The organism is ANME-2 cluster archaeon (assembly GCA_019429385.1).
In the GTDB taxonomy this organism is placed as follows: Archaea; Halobacteriota; Methanosarcinia; order Methanosarcinales; family Methanocomedenaceae; genus Methanocomedens_B.
The window spans coordinates 1-15,088 of the sequence record JAHYIS010000046.1; the positions used below are offsets into that span (position 1 = coordinate 1).

12 protein-coding genes are annotated in these 15,088 nt (G+C 45.7%); 3 read left to right on the forward strand and 9 right to left on the reverse strand.

Annotated features, from left to right (window positions below):
* Positions 1-37 precede the first annotated feature (37 nt).
* The gene (locus K0A89_11915) at positions 38-1,480 is read right to left on the reverse strand and encodes a B12-binding domain-containing radical SAM protein (GenBank protein MBW6519193.1); all 1,443 of its coding nucleotides are present in this window, start codon (positions 1,478-1,480) and stop codon (positions 38-40) included.
* A 383-nt stretch (positions 1,481-1,863) separates the two neighbouring features.
* Here K0A89_11915 and K0A89_11920 point away from each other — a divergent pair, with 383 nt between their 5' ends.
* Positions 1,864-2,787: a hypothetical protein gene (locus tag K0A89_11920; GenBank protein ID MBW6519194.1), complete on the forward strand. Its 924-nt coding sequence runs from the start codon at positions 1,864-1,866 to the stop codon at positions 2,785-2,787.
* Between the two features lie 230 nt (positions 2,788-3,017).
* Here K0A89_11920 and K0A89_11925 read toward each other — a convergent pair whose 3' ends face one another.
* From K0A89_11925 to K0A89_11945, 5 genes are all read right to left on the reverse strand, one after another.
* Entirely contained in the window at positions 3,018-5,354 is a 2,337-nt protein-coding gene (locus K0A89_11925; protein MBW6519195.1) for a VWA domain-containing protein, read from the reverse strand.
* Between the two features lie 113 nt (positions 5,355-5,467).
* Positions 5,468-7,318, reverse strand: a complete 1,851-nt coding sequence (locus K0A89_11930) for a VWA domain-containing protein (protein ID MBW6519196.1) — start codon at positions 7,316-7,318, stop codon at positions 5,468-5,470.
* A 5-nt stretch (positions 7,319-7,323) separates the two neighbouring features.
* Positions 7,324-8,181, reverse strand: coding sequence for a DUF58 domain-containing protein (locus K0A89_11935; protein ID MBW6519197.1), 858 nt, complete (start codon positions 8,179-8,181; stop codon positions 7,324-7,326).
* A gap of 26 nt (positions 8,182-8,207) precedes the next feature.
* Positions 8,208-9,182 (reverse strand): MoxR family ATPase, encoded by a 975-nt coding sequence (locus tag K0A89_11940; protein ID MBW6519198.1) that lies wholly within the window; start codon positions 9,180-9,182, stop codon positions 8,208-8,210.
* Positions 9,183-9,211: 29 nt separating this feature from the next.
* Complete coding sequence (locus tag K0A89_11945; protein ID MBW6519199.1) at positions 9,212-10,099, reverse strand: hypothetical protein; 888 nt, start codon at positions 10,097-10,099, stop codon at positions 9,212-9,214.
* Between the two features lie 284 nt (positions 10,100-10,383).
* Between K0A89_11945 and K0A89_11950 the strand changes: the two genes are divergently transcribed.
* Entirely contained in the window at positions 10,384-10,773 is a 390-nt protein-coding gene (locus tag K0A89_11950; GenBank protein MBW6519200.1) for a DUF1699 family protein, read from the forward strand.
* 61 nt (positions 10,774-10,834) lie between these two features.
* Here the strand turns inward: K0A89_11950 and K0A89_11955 are convergent, their stop codons facing one another.
* From K0A89_11955 to guaA, 3 genes are all read right to left on the reverse strand, one after another.
* Positions 10,835-11,863 carry an archaeosine biosynthesis radical SAM protein RaSEA gene (locus K0A89_11955; protein ID MBW6519201.1) on the reverse strand — a complete coding sequence of 343 codons (1,029 nt, stop codon included), beginning with the start codon at positions 11,861-11,863 and terminating at the stop codon, positions 10,835-10,837.
* A 163-nt stretch (positions 11,864-12,026) separates the two neighbouring features.
* Entirely contained in the window at positions 12,027-13,109 is a 1,083-nt protein-coding gene (locus K0A89_11960; protein ID MBW6519202.1) for a zinc ribbon domain-containing protein, read from the reverse strand.
* Between the two features lie 19 nt (positions 13,110-13,128).
* On the reverse strand, positions 13,129-14,043 hold the full coding sequence (guaA, locus tag K0A89_11965; protein MBW6519203.1) for a glutamine-hydrolyzing GMP synthase: 915 nt from the start codon (positions 14,041-14,043) through the stop codon (positions 13,129-13,131).
* Between the two features lie 350 nt (positions 14,044-14,393).
* On the opposite strand from guaA, the gene K0A89_11970 reads away from it, so the two are divergent.
* Positions 14,394-14,684 (forward strand): hypothetical protein, encoded by a 291-nt coding sequence (locus K0A89_11970; protein MBW6519204.1) that lies wholly within the window; start codon positions 14,394-14,396, stop codon positions 14,682-14,684.
* Positions 14,685-15,088: the final 404 nt, after the last annotated feature.

A 15,088-nucleotide genomic window follows, 5' to 3' on the forward strand; every position in this document is an offset into this window, starting at 1 on the left:
TGTGCTGGAGGTCATGGGCGGGATAAGGTAATCAGATTTACCTATTCCCGAGCTTCTCAAGCTTTCCACGCACTCCATCATAGAACTCACACCACTCATCAAAGTCGCAACCCGAGTTCCACGGCATCCCGTCCCGGAATTCCAGAACAAGGTCATAGTATTCCTGCGGCATCCATGGAGCCTTGAAATCGAACTGGTCGAAATCGCCCCATTCCTCAAGAGTTGCAAGTGGCTGCATCCCGTGTTCCAGTCCAGCCTCATACAACTTCGTACCTGGATAGGGTACAAAGAACGAGAGCAGGATGTCCATGTGCTCAAGCCTCCCCTGTTCCCCATACACAGATATCATGCTATGAATGGCCTCCAGGGTGCTGTTGATTTCATTCTTCGTGTCCACTCCGGGTATGCCTACCATAAACGAAGAACGTACATCGATATCGTGCCTGATACACTTACGGGTGCTGAGTTCTATGTGCTTCACTTTAGCCCCCTTGTTCATTGCATCAAGTGCTTCCTGGCTTCCGCTTTCGGTACCTATGAACACTTCGCACAGGCCTGCCTTCCTGGCCAGTGCCAGCACTTCATCATCCATCCTTGCCAGGTGCTCCATCCTGCCGTTCACACTGGTCAGGCGGATGCCAAGGTCCTTATCAATAAGCAGTCGGGAGAGTTCTTTGACCCTTCCCACATTCAGGAAGAAGTCGCTGTCCCGTATCATGAAGGTGTCGATATTGTAGGTCTTTGCCAGGTGTTCAAGTTCTGACACCACGGTCTCGGGTACGAGCCCGGTCCAGCGCCGGTGACAGAAGATGGGTTCAGAACAGAAATCGCATCCTGCCGCACAACCCTGGCTGATGTAATAGTCCAGGCAGCGTTTACCGAACTTGTAACCTTTGACATGACTCTCCACGTTTATCATGTCGTAGGGAATTGGCGGGAATTCATTAAGGTCAGTGAACTCCCGGTCCGGGTTGGTGATGATGTGCCCGTCCTGCTTGTACGATACACCAGGCACCCCTTCAAGCGAGCTGTTGCTGCGAATTCGTTGAATGACATCTCTGAACGTGAGTTCGCCCTGCCCCCTTACCACGATGTCTATGAGAGGTGATTCAAGGGTCTGCCCGGGTTGAGTGGACGGATGGTACCCGCCCCATATTATGGGAAGGTCAGGGTAATGCTCCCTGACGGCGGCACACACGTTAAGGCCATCCCGTATCTGGTAACAGGTCATGCTGCTCAGGCACAGGCACAAAGCATCCTGACAGGCTTCAATTATTTTTTCCGTGTAGCCGGAGTCCACCACTGCGTTGAAGATCCTCACATCAAAGTCCTGCCTGACCACACGGGCCAGTGCCAGCAGGGAGAGGGGTACGTTGATGAGCGGGACCTGGAGGGAAGTAGTTTTCTTGTTGTGGATAGCTACCTGGTATTTCACTGGCATGGGGTTGAACAGGACTATGGTGGACTTTTTGGATGGCATAGGGCTCACGATTTTTGTGGAAATGGAGTATGTAGAGATTTATAAATGTTGTGGTGTTCTGGGGATAATGTATAGTCTCAAAACCGTTTAATTTATATACACCTGGACATTCAGGTCACTATATAGATTGGGTAAACACAAATTGAGTATACACTAAATGAATACATACTAAATGGATAATTACAGTATATTATTATACAATGCCGATAGATTATAATGTAAACCGATGTTGCCTAACTTTTTGAAAACTGAATATTAAAAATTAAGTATTGTGAATAAGTTCTGTTATTCAATTTTAGGAGTATGATAATATATTATATCATTGGAAGATATTTATTAGGGACTGATCAATTATTAAGCTGGATCTTGTGTGAGTTGCATATATGAATAAAGCAGTGTTTTTTACAATAATCTTAATCCTCTTATTTCCATCCGCTGCAGCGCAGACCATTAAAACAATCGAAGTTCATGAAAATGGAACTGCATTTTTGACCATTGAAGAGCGTATACCGTTAAAGACACAACCCGAGCTCAATGAATGGAACCAGTTCACAAGGAATGGTCAAGGATTTCGCTATCAAAAGGTGATCCAGGAATTAGAAGATAAAACGAATCAATCCTTGATCTTAGCAAAAAATTATACCAACCGTTCCATGGAAGTCAGGAATGTAAATATTTCCTATGATATGTTAAAAACAACGTCCGGTACTTTTGGCATTATTAATTTTCATTTTGAATGGGTGAATTTTGCTAGCCTGGATTCTTCCAGGATTTTCATAGGCGACTCTTTCACTGAAGTAATGGTCCCATCGTCTGATAATGTCCTTATTATAAAGATCCCTGATGATTATGATATACTAAGTGTATCTCCTGAATTTGACAAACGTGATGGGACCCGGCTCATCTGGGATGGTACCATGTATCGTAGTTTCAATGTGGGTGAACCAGCTTTGGTACTGAAGCCCGGTACAAATACCTGGCCATTTATGTTGTTAGTGCTGATTATCATAATTTCCGGCTTAACGATACTTTTCTTGAAGAAAAGGTTCTTCACGGGTGCCAAAGATGATACCGTTTTTTCTCCGGACCAGGATTTGAAAAAGGAATTTATTGAGGATGAGGAGATGATAATAAAGATCCTCATTACCCATAACGGACAGGCAAATCAATCCGATATTGTAAGAGAATCGGGCTTTTCAAAATCCAAGATCAGCAATGTCCTGGCAAAGATGAAAGAAGATGGGGATATTGAAAAAATACGAAAAGGTAAACGGAATATTATAAGAATTAAAACTGACAGGCCATAAATTCTTCAGGTGTATCTTTTTTTTGCCAGGAGTCCATTACCCCGGATATATGCGGGACGATCGCTATGGATAATGAATGAGATACAGTAAGTCAGGAACATTTGGAGATAAATGTTACAAAATCCAATCGAATATGGATTATGGTGGGGGTTAGACTACCCAAACAAGTGTCCGGGGGATAAATGTTGATGAGTGATTATGGGATCTATTTACTCCCGGACACCTAAATATTATCCAATCAGGCCTTTTCGTTTCATCTTTGTTTTGATTATTCCTTTAGCAGTTCTTATAATCACTTCCACCAGGAAAATAACTAACGCTGCCAGTAATGGAATCCAGCCGAGGTTCCCATGTTCTACTGTCGTTATGACAGAGTTCTCCCTGATGTCGTTGAAAAGCATAGACCGTACCTGTTCCATAGTATATACCCCGCCACCGTTTTGTTTAACTGCTTCCAGGAATTGGGGGTTATTGCCCACATCCCTGTATTCCAGCGGGTAATTGACAGCTGCGATATCCTCCAGTGTGACCGTGCCTGTTGAAACTTTGAGCGGTAACACACCTTTTACCTCGGGTTCGATGACACCTTCGAATGTCCTCTTTTCAGTCTGCATAACAGGCACGCTCTGCCCATTGAACGTTACTTCTGGCATATCATCGCTGCGGATGGTTATGATACCCGGGGAACCAAGCGACATGTCGCTGGAAAAGACCACTATCCCATCATCCGGTCTGGGGTCGCCCACGGCCCAGTTGACCATACTCGGGAGCAGCCTTGCGTTCTCACCTGAATACAGCGAACCTGCCCACGACTGGCCGTTATCCGTGCTCAGTGCAACCACTCTCCCAAGCCCGAACTGCCATGATGTGACCACGGGCTTGCCCATACTGGTAGTGACCAGACGGTTGGCACCCACTTTCTGGGTCACGTCGTTGTAACCGGCGATGCTGCCCGAAATGTTCAGGTAGCGCGTGATGAAATGCTCTTCATCCAGCCTGACAATGGCATAAGCATCGGGACCGCCGTCGGGCAGGTCAGGGGATTCCCTGCCGAATGTAAGGTCAAGCCGCTGGTACGTCTCAAGCTGCATGAAATCTCCACCGGCCCGGTCAGCCAGTACCTTAATGAAATATTCACCTCTGTTGTTGTCAGTCTTCACCTCCCGTTCTTTAAACACATTGGTCTTTATCATCACAAATATAATCTCAGTATCAGTGGTATCGATACCTGATATGACTGCTTTGCTGTCCTCGAAACTATCCTTCACTGCTCCGTCAGAGAACACCAGCATGTATTTCTGGCCACTGGTATTGTCCAGCATCCGGTTTGCTGTGGTAATACCTTCATCAATGGACGTGCCGCCAAGCCCGGTTCTCAATTTTGCAACTCTATCCACCAGTGCATCGCGGTTGGCATGGCTGGACATTGGCAACAATCCGTTGCTTACCTGTATAGCATCTCCTCCAAAAGCCACCACACCCACATTGGTATCCCTGCCCATCCCTTGCAGCAGGTTTATGACCATGGCTTTTTCATCGTCCAGTGCTTCATAAGCTTCGATGCTGCCGCTTATGTCCAGCGCCAGAACTACGTTCACGCTTCCAGCATAGGCACTGGCATATGATTCCACAGGTAATAAACTCTCAAGTTCAGTACCCAGATAATCCCCCTTATCATAACTGTTATCTCCACCCACAACCACCAATCCTCCACCACCGGCTGCATATTTTCTAAGGTTATCCAGACTTTCAACAGATATGCTCCCTTCATAGAGGTTATCCAGCACCACAGCTTTGTAATTTGAAAAATCCATCCCATCCAGTGTGGATGCGGTGTCAAGGTCATACAGGTTCTTCAGTACCTTGCGTAAAGGTGATTCGGTATCTAAGGTGATTAATAGTATCCTTGGTTTTGGCACAACATATATTGTCTTGTTGAATACATTGTTGTCCGGGCGCAGGTCGTCAGATGATGTAATTTCGGCCGTGACCACATGGGGGCCGAGGGAGTAGAACGTATTTGAAAAGGGGTCTGTATACATAACACTGGTTTCACTGAATGTTTTACTTGATTTCAGTTCACCATCCACCTTGACATTGAGCGTATAGTCTGCTTGTCCACCTGCCTGCCTGACCTCTATACCCAATGAATTCTCGTTACCCAGCACTGCTGTCCTGGCGCCTGTTATCTGGACGCTCAAGTCGTTATCTTCAGGCTGCTGGATAACCGCATAAACACTGGTGCCGGTGCCTGCAACAAAATCAATGCTCTCGCCCAGGTCCTTGCCGAAATTGTTGTTACCATCAGATACCACAATAATATGGTCACCGCCAATGGATGACGCAACGACCGCGTCACCAATATCCGAGCGCAGCCCGCGTATACGTTCCATCCGGGCAGGGGTCTGTTCCTGCAGCATGTCATATATCTCCAGGGCTGCCCCCGTCTCGAATATATCCATACTGCGTGTCTCATCAGACAGCACGGTAATGGAAGGCGTGTCATCAAGTTCTGTTGTAGTGACGGGATAATAGGGTCCAGCCAGGGCCGTTACCAGTAATACCACGATGAGGGTGCGGCTAACTATAAGGCCGTTCTTTGCCCCCTTGTGTATGAGCAGCCAGCCGGCAGCTATGACCGGGATTATGGCCAGCAGGTAATTGAGGTGTTCAAAAGCTATCAGAACAACTCCCTCCTGCGCAGGATTATGATAAGTTCAAGCACTAGCAGGCCCAGTACCGCCCAGATAAGATAGGGTTCCAGGTCTTTTTTGACCTCGCTGGTTACGATTTCAGGTCTTTCAGTGTACCGGCTGGAGATAGTAGAAGCGTCAATGGAGATATGGTCAACGTCAGATTCAGCTGTATCATAGAGGTTTGCAGCCATCAATTGTTCTCCGATAGAATACAGGCCGGACTGGTCGATCAGCACACTTGAAGTAGTCTGGACAGTGCCGTCAGGACTAGTAATGGTCTGCTGGGCAGGCAGCCTTAACACGCTCCCTGTCCTCACATTGTACTCGTCCGTGTACGTGCCTCCCGTCCATTCCAGCATCTGGTTCCAGAACAACGGGAACTGCGGCATGGTATTGAAACCAGACCAGGCGTCATCCCCGGAAATATCGTTGAGTCCCAGGTATATCACAGTACCCTCGCCCTTCCGCCAGTAGGAGAGCATAGGTGACCCGTTAGCCCCTTCCATAAGTACGGTAGCAGTATCCGGTGCGGTGCCGCGAATATGCTGCACTACTTCAATATCAATGAGGGGAATGCCACTGGTGAGTGGACTTTCGGTGACCATTTTCAGGTCGGTCTCGTTCGACATGCCGGTAATGTCAATGGGCAGCAGACCCCTGTCCAGGTAGGCAAGTCCCCTGGATGCAGTGGCAATGAGCGTGCCGCCGTCCTGAACAAAATCACCAAGCATCGCGTCAGCATTCGGACCAAGGGTGTTATTGTCCACACTTCCCAGTATCACCACACCGTAATCTGTTAGATTCGCGGACAGGCTGGTGGTATGACTGGCTGACACGGGCAGGAGACCAAGTGCGGTCCCGGTCGGGTTCTCATTCCTGGAATCCACCAGCAGTACATGTCCGCCAGCAGCTGCAGGGACATATACATAGGCAGTATCATCCAGGCTGAGCGCACCGCCGTTGGAAATGGATACTTCGGTAACTCCCGCCCCAAGGTCAGGTACAATATATGCACGGGTACTGTGCGCGGGTAGGGAAAGTGAACCACCTCGTTTTTCACGACCGGTACGAATGTCAAGGGCAACGCTCTTTTGTGTATCATCGAAGTTCCTGATAGCAAGGTTCAACCGGTACATCCCGTCTTCCACATCCAGCCAGCCATTGACAATCCCGATATTGCCACTGGCAACACCCACCTGTACGAACTCAACTCGCACGCCATCCTGTTCAGCCAGCCCCTTAGCCACCAGCGGGTCATCTCCGGTCCAGCTGGCAAAGTCCGAGAACACGATAACGGTCCCGCCCGGCCCGGTCAGCCGCCGGGAGTAGGTAATAGCAGCGGCCAGGTCTGATACCACTGCACGCTGGGGTGTAAGGTCAATGGTCCTGGCGGCGCTGGTACGGTCAGCTTCTTTGAGTGCCATCACCGGTACGCTCTGAGCCCATACCACGCTATTGACCGTAGACAACCGCCCAGCTGCCAGTTCCTTAGCCATTTCCAGCCTGTCCCCTGCCTGCATGCTGGCCGAGTTGTCGATGACTATCACCGTGTGCTGGCCCGATACTCTCTCTTCCAGGATATAGGGGGCTGCAATAGCAGTGCTGAGCAGGAGCAGTATCAGTAACTGGATAAGGAACATGGGGTCGCGAATGAGCTTTTGCAGCAACAGGGACAGTTTGTTGCGTTGTTGCTGGCGCTTCAGGAAGAAGAGCAGTGACGGTACTTTCATGTCCATTGCCCTGGGGCGTAGCAGGTATAATAGTATTAGCGGAATGATACTTGCAAGGGCCAGCAGTCCCAGCGGGTTGGATAGGAAAATGTCAGGTATTGCCAATCACTTCATCTCCCGTGAATGGTCCTGTATATTGCCTCAAAAACGGGCAGGTCAGTCCTGAATGAAAAGAAATCGGCATTCATCCGGTTGCACTCGGTCTTGACGGATTCCCTGTGCGAGTCAACTTCAAGACGGTAGTCAGAGACATATCTTGAATTGATGTCAGTGAACATTTTCTCCGAGGTCTCTATATCCTGCAGTTTCGCAGCACCCAGTTCAGGCAATATTAACTCTGTCGGGTCAAGTACCTGTATAACAATCAGGTCATGGTGGCCCAGACGGTACAGGGCCTGCCTGACCTCATCAAGTGGCATCAGAAGGTCTGAAATGACTATAACCCTTGACCTTGAATATATCGTTTTGCTGTACTGCTCCACAGCTCTTCCAAAATCCGTAGTGCCATGCGGCCGGATGGCATTGAGCAGGTCGATGTTCAGCATCAGGTTGCCTCTCCCCCGGTCTGGTTTAGATATATCGATACTGTCAGCGAACGTGGATATAGCGAACTTCTCGTTCTCACGCATGACCAGGTACGCAAAACCCACAGCCAGCATGCCGGCATAATCGAATTTCTTCAGTCCCTCATCAGGATAGTCCATGCTTGTGCTCATGTCGACCAGAATATGGGTAGTCAGGTCTTTGTGCTCCTCGAACTGCCTGATATACAGTTTTTCGGTACGTGCATATACCTTCCAGTCAATTGTCCTGAAATCGTCTCCCTTTTCATATTCGCGGAAACCATAAGCATCGGTACCCCTGCCAACTTTTATGGAACGGCGGGCTCCTGCATATTGGCCAGATATCCTCTTACGTGCTGCAAAAGTGAATCTGTCAAGTTCACGGAGAAATTCGGTAGTGATCATGTTGAGAGCGGTAGAATTCCCTCTGTCTACGAGAGATGCTTGGCGTGTTTGAGTATCTTGTCAATTACATGGTCATGGGTGATGCCTTTGCGCTGGGACTCGAAATTCAGCATGATCCTGTGCCGCAGTACAGGGTATGCCATTTCCTGTATGTCCTCTTCGCTGACAAAGTTGCGCCCGTGTATCAGTGCTCTTGCTTTTGCCGCAAGGATAAGTCCGATGCTTGCCCTGGGGGATGCCCCGTATTCGATGAATTCTTTATCTTCCCGCGTGCGTTCCACAATTTTGATGACACGGTTTTTCAGTTCATCAGAGATAGGTACATCACGCACAAGGCCCTGCAATTTCATGAGTGTATCCTGTGTCATGACCTCGTGAATGCTGATTTTCAGATTGCCGGTGTATCTGTCCACGATCTGCATTTCCTCTTCATAGGATGGGTAGTCAAGGTTGATCTTGAGCAGGAACCTGTCAAGCTGGGCTTCAGGCAGGGGGAAGGTCCCCTCCATTTCGATAGGGTTCTGGGTGGCAAGTACCATGAACGGCCTCTCAAGTGCATAGGTATTGTTACCCACGGTGACCTGCTTTTCCTGCATAGCTTCCAGTAATGCACTCTGGGTTTTCGGAGACGCCCTGTTGATCTCATCCGCAAGTACAATATTCGCGAATACCGGCCCGGGTTCGAACCTGAACTCTTTTCCCCTGCCCGTTTCTTCTATCACATAGGTACCGATAATATCAGAAGGCATCAGGTCAGGTGTGCATTGTATCCGTTTAAACTTTAGTCCAAGTATCTGGGAGAGGGTATTTACGGTAAGTGTTTTGCCCAGTCCCGGATTGCTTTCGATAAGGGCATGGCTGTCGCACAGGATAGCTATCAGGATATGGGTCATTGTTTCTTTTTGTCCAACTACGACTTTTCCCATCTCATCAAATATGGTTTTGAATGTCTCGCCAGAGTTCCGGTATGCTTCTGAGATGTTTTGACTGTCTTTGATCATGTAATACCTCATGTTGTCGTATGTGTTTTTCAATTGCTGTAATTACTAAAAAGTCTGCTGTGAAGTACAGCATATTCCCTTACCAGGTCCCTATCCTGCGCTGACATCTGCTGGATGGCCTGATACCTTTCATCTGCTGCCTGAATTGAACCTGATACGTGCTGGTCATCCACAGGATATGTCTGGGACGGCACGAACTGGAGCTCATCATCTTCACCTGCATGCCGTATCGTCATGGCCGTACCCATTCCCGTGATTATGACCAGTTCCACATTTTCACCTTCAATGCTCGCCACTGATGTTTCTCCGTATATCTCATCGTCCAGTCCTCCCTCCTGTGATTTTCCAGGGTCGGTAATGGTTTGTGGTAACTCTGTGCCGAGTTCTTTCACCATACGGGTGATATCTTCCGGAGTAAAATTTGAATGGATGCCAGAGGCAGAAAGTCCCAGCAGGGCTGCAACCAGCACAATAGATACCAGCAGTCTGCCAGCCAGGTACCTGCGGTCAAGGAACGAGCCCACATCTACCTCCCTGAGCCTGGTCGTAACCTGTGCAACAAGTTCATTGACAACTACATTATCTTCATTCCTGCAGTCCCATGCGGTCCGGAGCCTTTCCCTCATCCATTCATACCTGGACCCGATCATTTTTATGGTATCAATTCTGCTTTTTGTAAGGTACAGTATTATGACCAGCACTGATGATGCAACGACTGATACTCCTAACACAATAATACGGTCAATTGATATCGAATCCAGGACATAGTATTCCATATATCCTGAGAAGAATGTTATTATGTTGAGGTAATACGAGATACTATACAATATAAGGAAGAACAGGATGAAATCTGCCAGTTTATAGTACAGCCTGTATCTCTGGAATTTTCTGGAGATGGTTTCAATATCGTCGTACATAGGGTTCCTGATTATTACTGTGTTGATTGGTATGTATTCTATGTTCTATCTGTAAATGACATCATAAAGGTTTATCGGTAGGTGCGAGCGTAATTGCAGTAATTCGGACCAGTTTTTTCACTATAGTCTGGAAAACGACACTCATAATTAGTGCTTAAATTATATGTCGATTATTTGTTAAGAGGGGAAAATATTTAAGTATTTGAGAGCATAATTAACATATAAGATTAACATATCTCACTAAATTTAATTATATAATAATATATTAAAAAGAGGAATATAAAATGAAGATTAGAGTAGTAAGTTCAAAAGACGAAATAAGTTCACTTGGCAACTCAGAAGAGATAGTACACCTGGCATTCAGACCTTCCAATAAGGATATTTTTGTACTGGTACAGACATGTTCCAACCTTAAGGCCATACACATTCCCAGTTCATACAAGAAAACCATCTCCAAGTCCACCCAGATGTTCCTGGAAATGCAGAACATCGGACTTCTTGAAGGTGATGTATGGGGTCACAGGAAGGATATCAACGAATATTATGAGATCAAGCCCCAGATATTCGACCGTATCGAGGACCTTAAGACCGAAGGCCAGAACAATGAACAGATACTTTCCCGCATGGGCAAGGAAACAAGGCTCAGCAAAGATCTGCTCAAGTTCCTGATCTAAGGGCACAATATAATAATCCCAACGGCAGTCCGGTATTTACTACCGGATTTGTCTGCTCTTTTTATTTTACCAGGAAAGAGCCGTAGGTGTAGTCTTCCAGTTCCATTACTTTTTCCCAGAGCGAATAGCAATGGCAATCCACATCCGAAAGTATGTCTAAGTCCTGGCTCAGCGAGAAATCGCGCAGAACCTGGGCTACTTCTTTATCACAGTCCCCGCAATTGTGAGGCCCACGTTTTGAGCCTGCAGCCACAGGGTCAGACATGAATGTAATATGGGGATACATTTCTTTTGCCTTTTTCAGGATGGATACAGCGCTCCAGAGCCATGGTGGCCGGTAGTCTTTGTGGTTGTGGAGTTCTTCAACAAGTGTCCCGTTCTGGACATTGCACAGGTTGAGGGAGATAGTGGAAGCATAGGGCACGGTATCGGATATTGATGAGAGCATATCATCTACAGCCATGCTTTCTGACAGGAACGGAGGTTTCAATAACAGGTACGCTTTGGTGGAAACTCCCATTTCAGCTGCGGTTTGTGATGCCCGGACAAATTCTGCAAAAGTAAATCCTTTGTTGATGCACTCTTTTCGTATTGTATCATTACTGGTTTCAAGCCCCATTGCAATCTCAAAAGATATATCGTATCTCTCAAGCACAGCAAGGGTATCGCGAAGTCTGGTTTCAGTTACAAATTCAGGTCGCGTTTCTGCGACCACTTTTTTCACAGAGCCCATTCCACCTATGGCCTCAAGTATCCGTTTCCTTGCCAGAGATGTTACTTCCCCTTCATCAAAGAAACTCCCCGATGTGAATATCTTTATCAATGACGTCTGTGGAGTACTTTTACCGGCGGCGCGAGTGAACTGGGCCAGCAGGTCCTCATCTGAAGGGATCGAGTCAGCGCTGTCATTGACATAACCGCACATAGTACAGCCTTCCCCCATCCCCCAGTAACATCCGGTAGTACAAAAAATAATCGTCAGTGTTTCAACCGGTTTCCCGTTGAGGAGGTCATGTCCGGTCCAGACGGCTGTGGGCATATCAACAGGGCGAGCTTTTTTTTGTGTGTGTGGATTTTTTGTGTGAAGCATTGTTGTAGTGTTAGGTATCTGGGGATTTAAGAATTCGGGGTTGTTATATTTTCATGTATATCCGGTATTCAGGCGTATAAGGTATTGTGGGGTATTAAACATTTAGGATTACCGGATATAAGTAAAAGCAACGGGTATAACTGAAATGATTCGCGAGATTAGATTACGAAATATCTGTACCGCAATTGGGGCAGAGCTTCCATGACGATTCCAGTTTATTCCCGCACTTGGAACAATGTTTGTGAATCAAATTCTCTCCGCAGTTGGGACAGAGTTTCCATTCCGCGTCAACACCTTTTCCACAGCCCGGGCATATCCATTTGTCAGGTGTCGTTTTATCATTTGTTTTCAGGAATGGTTCTAAAATATTAAGTACCAGCCTGGATTCATTGGCAATTGATTCGTCGATACCTTCTGAAATATTCAGTAATAGTTTTTCCGCCGTTTTTTTCAAGATAGGATAATGATTGTATTGCAACCATTTCAGCAGTTCTTTGTCATCTTTTGAAATTCCGTAAATATTCCTGATAGCTTTATATCGCTGCATTACATTAGCAGCGTCATCAATTTTTTCGCAGGACCGTTCGAACGATATCATTTTCGCCATCATTTTTTTATCATGCAGCTGCGTTTTTCCATTGTGCATCAGTCGATCTACCAGTTTTTCTTTATCACTTATTTCATATCGGTCTTCCAGAAAATCGATAAAATCCCTTACATCCTCTTTGGTTGGATTGATAAAGTTTTTCAGGAATATATCAATTTCTTTTTGTAATTCCGGATTCAGGGAAGCTGGTTTTTGCTTTTCAATATCTTTAAGTTTCTCATCCACGATTTTTAATTCAGCAGAGATGTCGTCAAGTTTCAAGTATTTTTTCTTAGCACGATTAATGGTTGCATTCACTATTTCAACGTCTCGTGTCTCAAGATGAGAATATTGTCTGAACCGTTCTCCGAGCTTATCAAGTTGTTTTTTATGTTTTTTTTGCTGGGTGATAATAGTATGGATATTTTCTTTGAGTTCTGACTCATCCAGTTCAATATCCATGTTTTTGAGCATTCCTAACAGTTTTGTAATATCCTTGTCCGTAGGCTCTTCAAGACTCAGTATGAAAATATTCATCTCGTTTTCTTTTACTTTACTGGCAAAACTTTTCCTATAGGTATCAGCCATTTCAATTAATTCTGACGCTTCACTTTCATTCAAAGCCAGAATATCCAGTGCTTTTTGGTCTTTTACTAGCATAGTACCATATTCATTTTTTTTATTCGAATTCGATTGTTGCAGGAGGTTTTGGTGTGATGTCATACAATACCCTGGCAACTCCGGGTATCTCACCTGTTATGCGACCTTCTATCTTCCTGAGCGTTTCCCAGGGAAGTTCAATCGGTCCTGCAGTCATCCCGTCCCTGGATTCAACGGCCCTCACTGCAATGATCCAGCCGTGTATCCGCTGGTCGCCTTTTACCCCGGTTCCTTTTCCAAGTAACGCGGCAAAGGTTTGCCAGGGTTTGAACTGTTCCAGCAGCTCCGCCTCAACAATGGCATTTGCTTCCCTGACCGCATCTACTTTTTCTGCTGTGACCTCACCGATGATCCTCACCGAAAGCCCAGGTCCGGGAAACGGCATTCGTTCTGATATTTCGTCAGGCAACCCGAGTGCATGTGCCACATCCCGTACCTCATCCTTATACAGGTCGGATATGGGTTCTATAATATCATCAAAGTCTATTACAGAGGGTAATCCACCCACGTTATGATGAGATTTGATGCCACCTTCCGATTCTATCCTGTCAGGGTAGATGGTACCCTGGATAAGGTATCGTGCATTGAACCCTTTGGCGGTTTCTTCAAACACCCTGATAAAAGTCTCACCTATGGCTTTGCGTTTCTCTTCAGGGTCTGTCAGCCCTTTTAAGGCACCCAGGAACCTGTCGCCCGCATAAATGGTAAGCAGGTTCATGTCCCCGAAAACTTCCTGTATACGCTTTGTTTCTCCTTTTCGCATCAGGCCGGTGTCAATGTAAATTGGCGTCAGTAGCTCTCCAATAGCCCTGTTAGCAAGAACTGCACATACAGAACTATCCACTCCTCCGGAAAGTGCGATAATTGCGGGTCCTTTGATTGAATCTTTTATGTGTTGTATTGTTTTCTCTACGAAAGGTTGGACCTTTACCATCGTTGTTATCTCCCTACGGGTAATTTCTTGATAATATACAGTATTATAGTATTGAATAATATAATTATTTTTTGGCCGAATAACGATATGCTATAATGATACAGTATATGTTTTCTTGTAGTATATAAGTATAACTTTGCGTGAAAAAGTGACTGTGAATGCACATGAGCAGTCTTTTCCATTATTTACGCAATCAATATCAAAATAACTAAATACTTTCGTTTTTTTCATAGTACATAACGTATGACTTGATATCATCAAGTTAATCCGGCCACATGGGAGGATTTTCTTGTGTATATGCAAATTATGGAATTGTCGTTATTACACGAGACCAGATCCGAGGTAAGTATATGTTGACCGACAGAGTCGAAATAGAATTGGAATTACTGGAAAGGCATATCATTATTCTCAACGCTGTAATCCGGAAGGGTCCTATCGGGATAATGAAATTGTCAGAGGAGACTGGCATACCTAACCACAGGGTCCGTTATTCGCTCCGCGTACTGGAACAGGAAAGGTTGATTGCACCTTCTACGCAGGGTGCAGTGGCACCGGAGGAGGCCAGAAAATTCATGGGTGATTTTGATACTTTTATTCTTCGCCTGAGGGAAAAAATAGATAACATTCATTCTTTGGCTTAATTACTGCAAGAGGTAAATGAATATATTGTTTCAATTATCGGTAATTTGGAAAAATATTGTTTTTATAACTATCGTCCTTCAGACATTTTTTCGATTTATTGTAGTATTTTGACGGAATTTGAATCGACATATCCCGAAGTTCGAGCAATATTTTCCCACTATTGCCGAATCATCGAACAATGTTGTATTATAAGTGCGCATGAGACATGATTAATAATGACATTCCTAAAAAAAAGTCCGTTTGAAACGGCCTTGGGACAATATTATTAGATCGGCTCAAATTTGCTTAAAAAAACCTCATCCTCATCCAACAAAATTATATCCCTAATATAATACTCCGCGTTATACTCTTTTAAGAAATCAATCACTTTTTCAGCAACATCCTTTGTGACAATAATGACTCC